Annotated in this window: 20 protein-coding genes; 3 read left to right on the top strand and 17 right to left on the bottom strand. The window is 46.1% G+C overall.

The annotated features are described in order from the left end of the window. Positions 1-10: 10 nt before the first annotated feature. From B5F07_RS22680 to B5F07_RS18215, 17 genes are all read right to left on the bottom strand, one after another. Positions 11-181, bottom strand: coding sequence for a hypothetical protein (locus B5F07_RS22680; RefSeq protein ID WP_162613172.1), 171 nt, complete (start codon positions 179-181; stop codon positions 11-13). Next, the gene (locus B5F07_RS18285; protein ID WP_087162652.1) at positions 178-432 is read right to left on the bottom strand and encodes a hypothetical protein; all 255 of its coding nucleotides are present in this window, start codon (positions 430-432) and stop codon (positions 178-180) included. Before B5F07_RS18285 ends, B5F07_RS22680 begins: the two co-directional genes overlap by 4 nt. Continuing rightward, the gene (locus tag B5F07_RS18280; protein WP_087162651.1) at positions 429-824 is read right to left on the bottom strand and encodes a VRR-NUC domain-containing protein; all 396 of its coding nucleotides are present in this window, start codon (positions 822-824) and stop codon (positions 429-431) included. Before B5F07_RS18280 ends, B5F07_RS18285 begins: the two co-directional genes overlap by 4 nt. Then, entirely contained in the window at positions 821-1,378 is a 558-nt protein-coding gene (locus tag B5F07_RS18275) for an HD domain-containing protein (RefSeq protein ID WP_087162650.1), read from the bottom strand. The genes B5F07_RS18280 and B5F07_RS18275 overlap by 4 nt, the downstream gene beginning before the upstream one ends. Continuing rightward, positions 1,375-2,772 (bottom strand): DNA cytosine methyltransferase, encoded by a 1,398-nt coding sequence (locus B5F07_RS18270; protein ID WP_087162649.1) that lies wholly within the window; start codon positions 2,770-2,772, stop codon positions 1,375-1,377. Before B5F07_RS18270 ends, B5F07_RS18275 begins: the two co-directional genes overlap by 4 nt. Continuing rightward, complete coding sequence (locus tag B5F07_RS18265; RefSeq protein WP_087162648.1) at positions 2,769-3,041, bottom strand: hypothetical protein; 273 nt, start codon at positions 3,039-3,041, stop codon at positions 2,769-2,771. The genes B5F07_RS18270 and B5F07_RS18265 overlap by 4 nt, the downstream gene beginning before the upstream one ends. Further along, on the bottom strand, positions 3,001-3,549 hold the full coding sequence (locus tag B5F07_RS18260) for a hypothetical protein (protein WP_087162647.1): 549 nt from the start codon (positions 3,547-3,549) through the stop codon (positions 3,001-3,003). The genes B5F07_RS18265 and B5F07_RS18260 overlap by 41 nt, the downstream gene beginning before the upstream one ends. A 3-nt stretch (positions 3,550-3,552) precedes the next feature. Then, positions 3,553-4,122, bottom strand: a complete 570-nt coding sequence (locus tag B5F07_RS18255) for a hypothetical protein (protein WP_087162646.1) — start codon at positions 4,120-4,122, stop codon at positions 3,553-3,555. Further along, a complete protein-coding gene (locus tag B5F07_RS18250; protein WP_140398050.1) occupies positions 4,119-4,349 on the bottom strand; it encodes a hypothetical protein in 231 nt (76 codons plus the stop codon). The genes B5F07_RS18255 and B5F07_RS18250 overlap by 4 nt, the downstream gene beginning before the upstream one ends. A 23-nt stretch (positions 4,350-4,372) precedes the next feature. After that, the gene (locus B5F07_RS18245) at positions 4,373-5,362 is read right to left on the bottom strand and encodes a hypothetical protein (RefSeq protein ID WP_242972584.1); all 990 of its coding nucleotides are present in this window, start codon (positions 5,360-5,362) and stop codon (positions 4,373-4,375) included. Positions 5,363-5,372: 10 nt separating this feature from the next. Then, entirely contained in the window at positions 5,373-5,684 is a 312-nt protein-coding gene (locus B5F07_RS18240) for a hypothetical protein (RefSeq protein ID WP_087162644.1), read from the bottom strand. 2 nt (positions 5,685-5,686) lie between these two features. After that, positions 5,687-6,457, bottom strand: a complete 771-nt coding sequence (locus tag B5F07_RS18235) for a lytic transglycosylase domain-containing protein (RefSeq protein ID WP_087162643.1) — start codon at positions 6,455-6,457, stop codon at positions 5,687-5,689. Then, positions 6,414-7,304 (bottom strand): rolling circle replication-associated protein, encoded by an 891-nt coding sequence (locus B5F07_RS18230; RefSeq protein WP_087162642.1) that lies wholly within the window; start codon positions 7,302-7,304, stop codon positions 6,414-6,416. Before B5F07_RS18230 ends, B5F07_RS18235 begins: the two co-directional genes overlap by 44 nt. 336 nt (positions 7,305-7,640) lie before the next feature. Beyond that, the gene (locus B5F07_RS18225) at positions 7,641-8,639 is read right to left on the bottom strand and encodes an SUMF1/EgtB/PvdO family nonheme iron enzyme (protein WP_087162641.1); all 999 of its coding nucleotides are present in this window, start codon (positions 8,637-8,639) and stop codon (positions 7,641-7,643) included. Between the two features lie 34 nt (positions 8,640-8,673). After that, positions 8,674-8,841, bottom strand: coding sequence for a hypothetical protein (locus tag B5F07_RS22885; RefSeq protein WP_191404300.1), 168 nt, complete (start codon positions 8,839-8,841; stop codon positions 8,674-8,676). Between the two features lie 48 nt (positions 8,842-8,889). Next, positions 8,890-9,069: a hypothetical protein gene (locus B5F07_RS18220; RefSeq protein WP_087162640.1), complete on the bottom strand. Its 180-nt coding sequence runs from the start codon at positions 9,067-9,069 to the stop codon at positions 8,890-8,892. A gap of 497 nt (positions 9,070-9,566) precedes the next feature. Further along, positions 9,567-9,977 (bottom strand): hypothetical protein, encoded by a 411-nt coding sequence (locus B5F07_RS18215; protein WP_087162639.1) that lies wholly within the window; start codon positions 9,975-9,977, stop codon positions 9,567-9,569. A gap of 172 nt (positions 9,978-10,149) precedes the next feature. On the opposite strand from B5F07_RS18215, the gene B5F07_RS18210 reads away from it, so the two are divergent. The 3 genes from B5F07_RS18210 (at position 10,150) to B5F07_RS18200 (ending at position 13,053) form a co-directional block, all read left to right on the top strand. Beyond that, positions 10,150-10,665 carry a helix-turn-helix domain-containing protein gene (locus tag B5F07_RS18210; protein WP_087162638.1) on the top strand — a complete coding sequence of 172 codons (516 nt, stop codon included), beginning with the start codon at positions 10,150-10,152 and terminating at the stop codon, positions 10,663-10,665. A gap of 52 nt (positions 10,666-10,717) precedes the next feature. Further along, complete coding sequence (locus tag B5F07_RS18205) at positions 10,718-11,548, top strand: SWIM zinc finger family protein (protein ID WP_087162637.1); 831 nt, start codon at positions 10,718-10,720, stop codon at positions 11,546-11,548. Between the two features lie 134 nt (positions 11,549-11,682). Then, positions 11,683-13,053 (top strand): recombinase family protein, encoded by a 1,371-nt coding sequence (locus B5F07_RS18200; RefSeq protein WP_087162636.1) that lies wholly within the window; start codon positions 11,683-11,685, stop codon positions 13,051-13,053. Positions 13,054-13,082: the final 29 nt, after the last annotated feature.

Genomic DNA, 13,082 nt, shown 5'->3' with positions numbered 1-13,082 from the left:
GCCTTACCTCTCAACCTATCATCACAATTTCTTTCCCGGTCTTTGTGTCTCTTCCCGGATAGATTTTTATATTCTTTTCCTGACTGTTGATCACTGCCGCTTCCGGCGGAAGGTCTGAAAGAATCCCGATCAGGTCTTTTACTGTGACTGTTTTTCTGCTTTCATAGACTTTCAGTGTCATAGACTTTCCAGTTCCTTTCTAAGTTCTTTCAATTCCTCTTCCACACAATCACAAATTCTCTGCTGCAATCTCTCCGAAATAGTAAATTCTTTACTTTTCAATCCGCCTATCATCTTCCGCTTTAACACAACTATTCTTGCAGGTATCTTTCTTCTGCCCTCTCTCCTGCCGGAACACCAGAACATGAAGTCTTCCAGTTCGTCTATGTTCTCTTTGATTCTTTCCGCTTTCTTGAACGCCTCTTCTGTCAATTCGTCTCCCTCCATCCGATATATTGTTTTATGGTTTCCCTTGCTTCGTCTGCCCCGTAGCAGACTGCCGTTTTATATCCATACTGCCGCAGGCTTTCCAGCCATTCTTCCTGATTGTCTGTCGGCTTGTTCTTCCCGTATTTCATTTCTATGTAAAGCCCGTGATACCCTTCTTTTGGAACTGGCAGGCATAAGTCCGGCACTCCGGCTTTTACCCCCTGCCGCTTTAAATTTGCCGCTTCCAGCTGATTCCTGCTGCCGCCGTTTGGAATATGATAGATCATCTTTAATTCCGGGTATCTGTTTTCAAATATCCTGCACCATGTAATCAACGCTTCCTGCTCCGTCGCTTCGCTTCTCCTTCTTGCCTGCTGCCGGGTGTAGTAACTCATTGCCTGTCTTCCTCCCTCTCGTCAAAGTGCGTCGCCTCCATGTCCGCAATGTGAAGCATTACCGCAAGGCGGCTCTGATTGAAGGTATTGTTCAGGTCATAACTTCCGCCTTTGGCGCAGAAGTCATAGGCTCCCATGTGCCACCTGATCGCCAGAATTTCTTCTTCTGACAGTTCCATGAACGGAAGAATAATAAAAACTGACTTTTCCCCGTGTCCTGCCGGGAACTTCCTGCTTGCCCGGTATGTTCCGTCTTCCTGCTTTGTGTAAGCGTCCATCTTGCAGAGATCATGAAGCAGGCTCACGATTGCCAGCGTCTCTATGTTGTATTCCTGGTGTTTCTTCTTTTCATGATCTGAAATCCTTAAAATCCTGCGGAATACGTTCACGGAATGGACTGCAAGCCCTCCTTCATATGCTCCGTGGTGTCCGGCGCTTGCCGGGGCTTCAAAAAATCCTTTCTGATCAATCCATTTCAGAAGTTCCTTTGCCCCCTTCCTCTGTATGTACCCGAAATAATCTTTAAATATGGTTTTTGCTTCTTCTGGTGTCATGCTCTTTCCTCCTGCTCCTTCATCTTTTCTGCGATCGCTCTAATCACGCTTACTGTCACGCCGTTCCCCGCCTGTTTGTAAAGCTGACTGTCACTGTTGACAAATTCTGCCCGATCAAAGTATTCGTCTTCCCACCCCTGCAACCGGAAGCACTCCCGCGGCGTTAATTTTCTTATTGCCAGATAGCAATGATATTTTTCACTCCAAACCGCATAGACCACGAAGCCTTCCGGCATTTCAACAAAAATCCCCTGTTCTCTTTCCTGCCCTTCCGGTTCTCCTGTAATGTCTATGCACACCTGCGGTATATTTCCGTGTGTTTCACTTCGTAGTGTCGGGCATATTCCCTTTGGCTCCGCTTTCTTTCCTTTCCTGCCCTGTGTATCAATAATTCCTATCGCTACCCCGTGCCGGTCCTGTGCGGTAAGTGTGAACATCGGTTCTCCGTCTTCCTTAAACCTCCTGCCATTCTGTCTTTTATTTATCCTGTCCGGTGTCAGTACGGGGATTGCAACGCAAGAATTTTCTCCTGACCTCTTATTGATTCCTTTGTAATATCTTGCCTGTAATGCTCTTGCTCTCTCTGTTTCATGTATTCCCGCCCCGTAATTCATGTCGATACAAAACGGGATTGCAATGTGATGTTCCCTACCGCCGCCCTGACAGGTGCTTAATGCTTCTGTGATTCCGTCTTGTGCAAATACCTGTGTATTTCTTCTGTACCCCTCCCGGTGTCCGATTATTGAAATGCTATTTTCTCCACCTGCTCCCGTGACAGGAAGTATTTTTCCGGTACGCTTTCCTCTAAGATGTCCGATAATGAACACCCGCTTCCTGTTTTGCGGTACTCTGAAATCTTTACTGTTGACAACCTGCCATTCCGCATTGTACCCGATCTCGTCCAACTCAATGAGAAGTTTGAGGAAATCGCCCCCCCCGTTAATGCTAAGTAGGTTTTCCACGTTCTCAATAAACAGGTATTTGGGTCGATTTTCTTCTTCTGTGTCTCTAATAAGCCCTGTAACTGCGAAAAACAGAGAAGAACGGTGTCCGTTGAATCCTGCCTGCTTTCCGGCAACGCTGATGTCCTGGCATGGGAACCCGAAACACCAACAGTCTGCGGCGGGCAGGCTTGCGGCAACCACTGTTCTAATGTCATTTGCGTACCATTCTCCGTTTCTGTATTCATCTTTTAAAATCTCCTTCTGTCTTTTCTTCGATGGAATTTCTTTCAGCTTTTCTCTCTGCTGATCAGTAAGTAGGTGCATGGACGTATAGCTTGCAACAGCGAACTTATCAAATTCGCAGAAACCAACGCATTTATGCCCCGCCTGCTCCATCCCTCTTCTGAACCCGCCTATTCCGGCGAAAAAATCAATGAACCGCACTTTCATTCCTCCCAGTCTATTTCCTCTTCCGCCCTGCTGCCGGGTTGTTCTTTCCATTTGTCCAGATCAAGACGGGTTCCGCATTTACTGCAATAGTTCCAATCCTGCGAAATTCTGAATTTATAGTCTTTTCTCTTCAAGTCTCCGTCGTAATAGGAAAACAGGTGCTTCCCGCATACCGGACAAAAGAAACTATTCAGGAACATCAGCGGCGGGTTTCCGGTCAGTGTGGGTTTATCGCTTTTCATGCATTTCGGCTTCTGCGCTTTTTCCATTTTCCTTCGCCTCCTTGTCAAGTTCCCTTATTGTGTAATCTACAATTCTTCTGAATTTCCTTTCTTCTCTTACGGTCAGCTGATTGTTTACCCGGAAATAATTTATGTTTTTCATCATCTGTATTCTGAACCACGTTTTCCAGTTCTGGTTATTGATCTTTGCCTCCTCGATCGCTCTTTTCTGCCTTTCTTCGCTCTGCCTGATCATTTCTGCTTCTTCCTCTTCGGCTTTTCTTCTGTGGTGCATAACAACCACTGCCGCAAGCATAATGACCGCCGTGAAATATCCGTCAATCCTTAAATAATCTGGCATGATCACGACTTTCCCCATCCATTCAAGGATTGTCAGGCAGGTAATGAATACCATGTTCAGAATAACGTTCATGATCGCCACTGCGTAAAACGTATAGATCAGCGCCTTGCCTGCTGCCATTACCGCTTTTTTCATCAGCCGTAATATGTCCGATTTGGTCACTTTTTTCAGTCTTCTTCTGATTTTCTTAATCATCTTCTATTCTTCTCCTTCTTCCTCATATTCCCCGATCATTGCCCGCGGCGGCTTCCTTTTATCCATCATAAGTGCCATAAACTGTGCCTTTTTCATTTGCCGCATTTCTTCCGGTGTCGGTTCTCTGTCGTCGTCTTTTCTTTCTTCGTAGCAGCGGGCCGTCTTATCCGGGTAAATCCTGTTCCCGCTGATAAACGCCGCTATGAAGGTTTCCAATTCCCTTTTCAGTTCGTTCCTGTAGAACTCAAACAGCAACTTTATTTCCGCCGCTTCGATCTCTGTACACTCGCAGCCTCTTTTCTTTCTCCTGCTATATTTCTTTGTGTACACATGATATGTTCTGCTCCCAGTCACTTTATAAAAAATTCTAAGTAGCAGAATTTCTTCTAATTCCGTTCTGTATCCGAACCAATGAACTTTCAAGGTTTCTGAAAGAATCTCTTCTTCCTCAATTTCATATTTTTTCATCAGTTCCCGGTGCAGCTTCATTGCGGTTTCTTTCTCCCCTCCCACTCCCCTTTCCGCAAGGGCTTTCAGCTTTTTCAGCTTCTCTTGCGCCTGTTCTCTGGTCATAAGAACTCGCCTCCTGTTGTATCTGGTTTATCTTCAAACGAAAGGTTTTCCACAACATTCTTTAAAAGTCTTTCCGCGCGCTTCCCGGCGCATGAGTGCATGAATTTTAAATCTTCTGCTGTGAAAAGTTCTTCTGCTTCATTCAAGAAATCCGTGATCATTAAAAATTCTATCGGGTTCGCCGTCTTCATTCCCTGCTTAAAATATTCCCGGTCTTCCTTTGTCATTTTTATTTTTTTCTTTGTCTTCGTCATTTTTTATCCCCCGGAACCGGACAGCCTGACCGTTTCCATTTTGCATACGGTTCATAATCGTTGAAGTCCGGGCATATCTTAATCACTGATCGGGAAGAACTCCAACGCTGCATATGCTGACAGGTTTTAAAGTGAATCATTTGTTCCCGCGTGTATGTCCTTTCAACCCCTGCCCGCCATTTCCCGTATTGATTTACAAACTTCTGTTTATCGTAGATCATCACATACGGAAGGAAGCCCATTTCCCGCAGCGTATATACTCTGTACAGGTCTTCTTCTACGGAACTCCAATAATTTGTGAGTACATACACGCCGATTCTGTCAACGCTCTTTATTTTGCTTTCTTTGAAGAGCCGGAACTTTTCTTTCAGGTCTTCTTTCGGGTTATCCCAGGCAAAATGAAAATCCTTTACTTTAATTCCCCTTAATTCCTCTATCAATGACCCGTTCAGAAATCTAACGTCCGTTCCTCCCTGAAAATCTACCCTTGCCCCGGATTCTTTTAACTGCCCCAGTAAATCCGATCTGTCTTTACAGGCAAGTAAATTCTGGTCAAGCAGGATAATATTTTTCTGTCCGTTCCAGAACTCCTTCAAGTTTGCTGTCTTCCTGCTGATACATCCGTCTTTCTCTGGCGTGATACAGAAACCGTGGTCTTTCCGCGGGCAACCCCTTGTCAACATTCCATACGCCGTGTCTTTTGTCAGTTCCGGGTAAAGCCCGTAGTCCGGGTAAGTGTGTTCGATCTCTTCCGGCAGCCTGTTTTCCAGATCATACCCGCTCCCGCCTCTGATGATCTCTTTTGCTTCCAGTCCTTCCGGTTCTCTGCTCTCTGTGAAAATCTTGCTCATATACAGGCGGTCATATATTATTCCTTCCCTGGCAAACTCCACACAATCCCCGTTTCTCTTGTGATATGCTGACAGCTTCATAAGCGGAATGTTCGGGAAATTATGTGAATCCACGTCCACAAGCCCTATGTTCATTCCCGTTCCCTCAATTCTCTAAAATAATTCTGGTGTAGATAATGTGGCTTAAATCTTTCGTGCTGTATTCTTCCATCTGCTCAACCGGAACCTGTCTGGGAAGTTCCCTGACATTTTTCCAGTCAAACATGGTTTCCGTCTTCCTGTATGTCTCCATTCCCAGGCCGAAAGACTTTACGGGTCTTCCGTCACTTATTCCGGTATGTTCAAAGTTCGCCGCAAAACCTCTGTAAATGACCTGCCCTGCCGCATTGATCACAACAACCCGGTCACTGGGTACTATCGCTTTCATCATCTGACCTAAATTCATTCCCGTTTCCATCGTTACGCCTCCCTGTCTCTTATCCTGTCTGCGATCTCCATTACTCTTTCCGCATATTCGCAGGTATCTTCCCCTTTGCTGAAATACTCTGTCTCTGCCCCATATTCCCCGTTTTTATACGCCGTCAGAGCCTTTGTATAACTCCACTCGTACTTCCAGACCAATTCTGCAAAATAATCTATTCCAACCCGAATATTTCCGTAAGGGTCCGTAATATCCGCAACGTGCAACAGTTCCATTCTTTCCGTGTGGTATTCCGGTACGATCTGCATATATCCATAGGCGCTCCCGCTTTCAGCGCTCCATTTGTACCCGCTTTCCACCTCGATCATGGCAAGAATGACGTTATAATCAATCTCATATTCCCGGCAGAGGCAGTATGTATATACTTGTACTACCTGCGGAAATTTCCCGCCGGTCCGCTTGTATTCTTCCGGTATCTGGTACAATGTCAGCCCGTCGGTGTCTCCGGCTCCCCAGTCGCAGGACATACGGTTGAACGGTTCAATGAAATTATCCGGGTCCATCATTGCCGCGTCGCCGCCCTCTTCCGGGTCAATCGCAATATCCTTTGCTTCTGCCGCCGCTGTAGTGTTCTCCTGAACCTTTTCCGCCTCTTTCCCGGTTCCTCCTGCAAGTATCACAATCGCCGCGATTACAACCGCCGCAATGACAGCGATCGCAAGCATAAGCGTGTATTGATAACGCTTCCAGATTGCCCGCATGATCTTACGTCTTCTTCTTTTTCTTGCTTCCTCTTCTGTTACCCTCATTTCTCTTTCTTCCTCCTTTTCGCTCTGGTTTTTTCTTTTTCCACATCTTCAAGTAAATGTGCCACCCGGTTTCTTCGTAATACTCCGGCTTTATCTCCGTGATTGTGTACCCGGAGAACTGCTTTTCAAAAAATTCTTTTCCGTAATCATCCGACTTCGCCAGACGTTCCACCTGTGCGCGGCTGTATTTATGATCTGCTGGCGGCTGCTCCACCGGTCTTTCAAGGTTTCTGCTGCTTGACCACCGTTTCTTCCCCTGCGGGTCCTTCGTGATGTATTTGCATAGGGCTTCAATCCCGTTTTCATTCAGCTGTAGCCTGTCCGCATTTGCATACCCCAACGGGCTTACTTTGTACTGCGGGTCTTTCTCCACCTTCCGCCAGTTTATGCGCTCTTTTGTCCACATCATTTCCACATCGTCACGGGATAGCCCGCCGTTCATGATTATGTGGTGGTGTATTCTCTTGATCTGCTCTCCGTCCTTTGCGAACTTATATTCCGTCACAAGGATATATTTCAGCGGTGGAAGCCCCAGTTTATTTCTTCTGTACGCTATCCGCCGCAGGTAATTACTCACTATTCTTTCTGCCTCTTCGACGCTATCCGGTAAATTCTTTGCATTGTATGTACAGGAAACATGAAGATCGCCTATTCCGAAATTGCCATTCCCCAACTGTACAAGGTATCTCTTTGCGTTCTTGTCGTTCAGGTCCTTTTGCTTTGGCTCTGTGGCTTTCCTCTTCTTCCCTCTCTTTCCTTTTACCGCCCTTTCTGCATTATCTGTTCTCGGTATTATGTCTGCCTCCCGGTAAGCGCCGCAGTCTGTCTTCTTTTCCCTGTAAAACATCTGCGCTCCTGTCCTACCTGTTGAAGCGTAAAGGGGTATCATGCAAGAGGGTGTTCTATCCCCCTTCCTCTCTGTCTCTATACCATGTGCGGCTATATCCTATGATTTCTATATTTCTCTCTTTCGTAGGAATGTTAATACCCCATACAAGCCCGTTTACCGGGTCCTTCCCGGTCAACATTTTCAGGGAAAACGCTTGAAAAACGCCCTGTTCATGCTTGCTTTCACGCCGTCAACATGGTATAATATTTATGTGTATTTATATATGTTGACGAATGAAAAGCCCTTTGTATTCCCGTGCAAAGGGCTTTTCATTTATCCCTTCTTTCGGACCGCTTACGCGTTCCGTTCCAGTATGTCAGTGATCAGTTCCCAGTCATCCAACCATAAAGCGGAGCGGAACGAAATGCCGCTGCTGCTGCTCGACCGCGGGCTGCTCAAGTTCAGCGCGGCGGCTCCGCCGTAGCTGGTGTTGCGGAAACTCGAACCGCGGATAGGCACTGCCTCTTCAAGTTCGCTGTCCGTCCATATTCCATCTTTCCTGCTCTGCCAGTTCCGGGGAACGATTCCCAGTTTATAGGCAATTTCCGGTACTTCTTCCAATCCTTCCAGCTTCATTTCTGACATATGACAGCCTGTCCAACCGTCTTTTCTTTCTCCCGTTGTCAGCTTCACTTCTCCGTTGTCTGCGATCAGTTTCAGGCGTTTTCCTTCGTACATGGCAGCTTTCCACATAGCCGCCCCCGGTCTTAAATCGCAGACCGCCGCATTATTGTGCGGTATGTACTCGATATTTCCCCGGACAAGCCGCAGACCTGAAACCCACTCCCAGAAGTTCCCTTTCAGCCCGAAAACTCCTTCTGCGGTTCCGTCGTGGCTCCACTCCACCGGTTCCGTTCCCGTTAATACGGTATATCCGTCATAACACCATGCTTTCTGCTCCGGGTTGTCTGCGTCCTTCCCGTAATTTGTATTTCCCCCGATCGTATGGCGCAACCGGTCCGCTTCTTCCAGAAGATAAACCCATTCTGTGTTTGTCATTAAATGCCAGTTCTCGCCTTTTCTCATGCAAGCCTCTATTGCCTGATCAAAGGTCATTCCTTCCACTGGCTTCTGGTACGGCAGGGAAGCCGGAATATCATTTAGCACCACGTTTGTATATTGTGAGATCAGGACAGCAAGACGGGTATTCCCTGCATAATGTCCGATCTTGAACATTTCCGGCGCTCCTTCCGGGTTCTGCTGCCGGTCCTCTGGTGTCATATAAAACATGGTCATGTAGTTCGGAAGCCCTGCTTCATCCTTTACGATCACTGCTTTCTTTTTGATCTCCACTGTGTTTTCCTCCTTGTATCTGGTATGTTTTTATTTAAACAGCCTCTTTCTGCTGCTGTTTTCCCTGTTCTTCCGGCAGGCTCGTTACCCTTACCGTGATTTCCATATTCTCCCGGCGCGATAATATCAGCGCCAGCGTGTCAAAAAACCTCTGTGCCGGGAAAGACCCGTTCACGATCGGTTCGACTGTTCCATTTTCCATGCGCCTTTCCCTCCTTAAAATGACGCACCCGCGCGGGGCGGGTGCTTACTACGCAAGTTTCGCCGCCTCACTCTTTTTCTTTGCAAGGTTCAGCCCGTATTTCACGCCCTGCAAAAATTGAAAAAAATCATTCTGGTTTTCTTCTTCAAGCCCCTGCACAAAGCAAAGAATTTCGGCTGCTTCTTCCGTGTTCTTCCTGTCAATTACTGTTTCCATTCTTTCAGCCATGCCGTTTTCCTCCTTTCCGCATTGCGGTTCCCTTTTCTCATTAAAAAGTGGTAAAACTTGTTGAACGACTACGCGCTTTATAGCTGGCGCGCCCGCTGCCCCTTTCGCAATGCGTATTTTGTGGGTGTGGCTCCCCCTGATCTGACCGGGCGGGAATCGGACCCGCCCCGCAGGTTTCCCGCCTGCTGCCCCGTCCGGCTCCCGGTCTGCTGTGCGCTGCCGTTCCCAGCGGCGGCGCGTCTGGTATGATATTTCTTTCTTTCCCTCTTCTCCCCTGCTATACTGGACTTATCGGCCCGCCAGCTGATAATCCAGTATGAAAGGGGGTGTGAATATGCCTTTGCATGAATATAGGGTTGATCTTTCCTCGCTTTCCGCGGATGAAAGAGCGTCTTTGCTTTCCCGTCTTGAAGAACTTACCTATAACGGCGTTCACTGGAATGACAGCTTTCAATCCTGTGTGTTCTTCATTGAGGATGGGGATAATATTGATAACCTCAAAATCCCGTCTGCTTGCCGTCTGACACGTCTTTCGTAGGTGTGTATACTGCAAGTTGAGTCTTTAGGGCTTTCGGATCGTATTTAATTTCGATCCGCAGGCCCTTGTCTCCCGTAAGTTCTCTTTGCAGGGTTGTTATCCATCCCCACAAAAGGATCACGGTTTTTTCAAAGCCGTCAGTGTCCACCGTTTCAAAGTTCTGTTCTTTCAGTTCTTCTCCCGGAAGTGCTGCTTTCTGTGCCTCCTGTAGCCGTTCGCTGTATGGTTTGAGTTCCCTTATCGTGGGTTCCCCTTTTCCGTATATGCTTATGATCTTCTGGAACTCTTCTTCTGTCATTTCCAGCGCCGCACAGGTTTCTTTGTTGTTTTCCCTTTGTACGATCTTTGTTCTTATGATCTGGTTTTCCACTTTCCCCTCCTTCCTTTACCGTCTGTCGGTAATTATTTGAACGTTTGCCGTTCTTATGAGTCTAATATATAACGTTCAGCGTTCATTGTCAAGTCATTTTTGATTTTTATATTGACTTTTTGAACGTTCAGCGTTATTCTAAAATTACATTGAAGAAAGGAGGCGAAAATAATTGACCATCAATGAACGTATACGGTATTTGAGAAAAGAAGTTCTTCATTTGAATCAGCGGCAATTTGCAAAGGATTTAGGAATGGCGCAAACCGGAATAAGCGGTCTTGAGCAGGACGGAGCGGTTGTTACTGATCGGGCTATTAAATCAATAAGCATGGCTTATAACGTTAATGAAGAATGGCTGCGGACCGGCGCGGAACCTATGTACATAGAAGAACCAACTTTTAACCTTGACGACTTTTTGAGGAACCGCGGTGCAACCGATCTGGAACTTAATATTGTAAAAGCGTATTTTGAACTGGAACCGGACGTAAGAAGACAGCTTGTTGAGCATTTCAAGAAACATCTTGCCGCCAGCACTGAAACCGCGGCACCTTCCGCGGTTGAAGAGGCAGAGGCGGCATATATAAAAAGTCGCTCCGGTTCTGCACAGAACGCGGGCTTATCTGCCTCGAATACTACCGGAGACGATCCGGCGGAAGATACCGGCAGTGATAAGGCTGTTAACCACTGAAAAACCCGGCAGGGTTCTTCTCTGCCGGGTATTATAAAATGGAGAAATTTATATGGATTTAAAATCGTTTATTTCAAAAATCAATTCGACGCTTGATGATTTTGAACGTTCGGGGCGTGAATATGAATTGCAGAAGCAGGCTGCTTTTGCTGAAAAATTTTCTTCCGCTTCTGATAAATTTATTAACGGGTACGGCACGGACTTTCATTGTTCTGATGAACAATTTTCTCGTTTCTTGCAGGCTTTATCTATTGATAAAATAGGTTCTGTCTTTTCTCTTGACAAAAAGAGATTTTGCATGAAAATTCGTAGTTCAAAGGATATAAATAAAATATATAAAACTACTTTGTCTGGTTGCACTTGCTCTGATTTTATTACTAGGAAAGTTCCGTGTAAGCACATGTATAGGCTCGCTCTTGAATTAAATATTATTACTTCTTCATGGGATATTTCTGGAATACCTAAAGATTTAAAGAGTGCTATTGACAGTTTGGTTTACCCTGATTTATCTGATTTTCTATTTCTTTTGCATAACAATCCCGGATGTGGATTGTTCAGGGTTAAGTCTGGTATTGACATTTCATTGTTTTCAGAACTCGGTCTGTTAAGGCTTGCTCAATCCGAAACTGACTACTTTAGGATTTTAGATAAACATTACTCCAGAGGGGACTTGTTTACTTCGCTGTCTACCTATCGTTATCCTATTGACATTGAACTGAATTCTTCTACTACGAAACTCGCGATGTTGTCTTATCTTGTCCATAAACTGCCCGACCTTTCGCGACGCTTATGTAGGAAATATAGATATGTTTCATATCCGACTACTGTATATGACAACAGAGAACTGATTTTAAGATACTATGACCGTTATATTATTGATTAAATGAATTGCGACGGCCGTACTGGGAATACTGCCGCCGCTGTGCAAAGATATATCATACCAGATACAACATACCGTCTGCATTGTCATTATATCAAATGCGGGCGGGAAATTAAAGGAAATTGCAGGTGTTGACTATGAAAAATAAAGAGGTTTCCCGCCAGCTTATCCGTGTCGCGCTTTATGTGCGTGTCTCCGGGGAAGAACAGAAAATAAAAGGTCTCTCCGTCACGGCACAGCTGGAACGTTTAAAGGCGTATGCTCTTGAACGCGGCTGGGTAATCGTCGGGATATACATAGATGAAGCGAAAACCGCCCGGAAGAACCTTCATAAGCGGACGGAATTTCTTCGGATGATCGAATCTGTGAAGCGGGATGAAGTGGACGTGCTTCTTTTCTGCCGCCTGGACCGCTGGTTTCGGTCCGTGGCTGACTTTTATAAGGTCACGGAAATTCTGAAAGAACATAACTGTGAATGGATGTGTACAGACGAGGAATACGACACTACGACAGCGAACGGCAGGCTGTACATCAATATTAAACTTTCGATCGCTCAGAATGAAGCTGATATCGACGGAGAAAGGATCGCTGTTGTGTTTGACAGTAAGATTGCTCATGGAACCGTTGTTTCCGGCAGCTGCCCGTTCTGGTGTAGGGTAAATGAAGAAAAGCGCCTGGAACTCATACCGGAAAAAGTGGCGATCTTGCAGGACGCTTTTGATTATTATGAATCAAGCGTTTCCCAGCGGGCGACGATCAAATATATCCGTGAGAAATACGGCGTGAACTGGTGTGACGCTACTTTCCGCCGTATGCTCCATGATAAACTGGCTATCGGCGTATATGACAGGAACGGACGGTATAACGAAAACTTCTGCCCTGCTGCGATCAGTAAAGAACAGTTTGACCGTGTGCAGGTCCTTACAAGCAGGAACTCCCGTTCTGCTCCGTCCGGCAAGATCTATATATTTACTTCTATTTTGACCTGCCACGAGTGCGGACATAAACTTGTAGGCTATATGACGCGTGATTATTACTATTACCGCTGCAATCAGTATTTCCAGCGCGGCCGGTGTGATCATAACGGTTCTGTCCGGGAAGATCGCGTGGAACAGTGGCTATTTGATCATCTCGCAGAAGAGATCGACCGCTGTAAACTTGAATGGGAAGTAAAGGCGGCCCGGAAGAAGCGCCGCGCCGATCGGACGGACCTTGCAGCCATCAAAGGCAAGCTGACACGTCTGAAAGAATTGTATGTGAACGATCTGATTGACCTTGAAGAGTATAAAAAGGACTTTGAAATATATACTGCTGCCTTACAGCAGATACCCGATCCGGTTGAGGAAACGCCTCCTGATCTGTCCGGCGTTGAAAGATTTTTGCAGTCAGATTTCAAAGATATTTATAATTCGCTTACCCGTGAAGAAAAGCGTACTCTCTGGCGATCCGCTATTAAAGAAATCAGGGTTGATAAAGAGAAAAATATCACGGGTATTTCTTTCGGGTAATGTTGTACTAATGTGACATTGCCCGTGGG

This window comes from Lachnoclostridium sp. An169 (assembly GCF_002160525.1).
GTDB classification, from domain to species: domain Bacteria; phylum Bacillota; class Clostridia; order Lachnospirales; family Lachnospiraceae; genus Mediterraneibacter; species Mediterraneibacter cottocaccae.
Note: the sequence above shows the minus strand (reverse complement) of the source record. Positions and strands in the feature narration are given on the sequence as shown.

Excerpts from the sequence above, each read along its gene's own strand:
- B5F07_RS22680 (WP_162613172.1), bottom strand. The coding sequence starts at position 181 with ATGACACTGAAAGTCTATGAAAGCAGAAAAACAGTCACAGTAAAAGAC.
- B5F07_RS18280 (WP_087162651.1), bottom strand. The coding sequence starts at position 824 with ATGAGTTACTACACCCGGCAGCAGGCAAGAAGGAGAAGCGAAGCGACG.
- B5F07_RS18275 (WP_087162650.1), bottom strand. The coding sequence starts at position 1,378 with ATGACACCAGAAGAAGCAAAAACCATATTTAAAGATTATTTCGGGTAC.
- B5F07_RS18270 (WP_087162649.1), bottom strand. The coding sequence starts at position 2,772 with ATGAAAGTGCGGTTCATTGATTTTTTCGCCGGAATAGGCGGGTTCAGA.
- B5F07_RS18265 (WP_087162648.1), bottom strand. The coding sequence starts at position 3,041 with ATGGAAAAAGCGCAGAAGCCGAAATGCATGAAAAGCGATAAACCCACA.
- B5F07_RS18260 (WP_087162647.1), bottom strand. The coding sequence starts at position 3,549 with ATGATTAAGAAAATCAGAAGAAGACTGAAAAAAGTGACCAAATCGGAC.
- B5F07_RS18255 (WP_087162646.1), bottom strand. The coding sequence starts at position 4,122 with ATGACCAGAGAACAGGCGCAAGAGAAGCTGAAAAAGCTGAAAGCCCTT.
- B5F07_RS18250 (WP_140398050.1), bottom strand. The coding sequence starts at position 4,349 with ATGACAAAGGAAGACCGGGAATATTTTAAGCAGGGAATGAAGACGGCG.
- B5F07_RS18245 (WP_242972584.1), bottom strand. The coding sequence starts at position 5,362 with ATGAACATAGGGCTTGTGGACGTGGATTCACATAATTTCCCGAACATT.
- B5F07_RS18240 (WP_087162644.1), bottom strand. The coding sequence starts at position 5,684 with ATGGAAACGGGAATGAATTTAGGTCAGATGATGAAAGCGATAGTACCC.
- B5F07_RS18235 (WP_087162643.1), bottom strand. The coding sequence starts at position 6,457 with ATGAGGGTAACAGAAGAGGAAGCAAGAAAAAGAAGAAGACGTAAGATC.
- B5F07_RS18230 (WP_087162642.1), bottom strand. The coding sequence starts at position 7,304 with ATGTTTTACAGGGAAAAGAAGACAGACTGCGGCGCTTACCGGGAGGCA.
- B5F07_RS22885 (WP_191404300.1), bottom strand. The coding sequence starts at position 8,841 with ATGGAAAATGGAACAGTCGAACCGATCGTGAACGGGTCTTTCCCGGCA.
- B5F07_RS18220 (WP_087162640.1), bottom strand. The coding sequence starts at position 9,069 with ATGGCTGAAAGAATGGAAACAGTAATTGACAGGAAGAACACGGAAGAA.
- B5F07_RS18205 (WP_087162637.1), top strand. The coding sequence starts at position 10,718 with ATGGATTTAAAATCGTTTATTTCAAAAATCAATTCGACGCTTGATGAT.
- B5F07_RS18200 (WP_087162636.1), top strand. The coding sequence starts at position 11,683 with ATGAAAAATAAAGAGGTTTCCCGCCAGCTTATCCGTGTCGCGCTTTAT.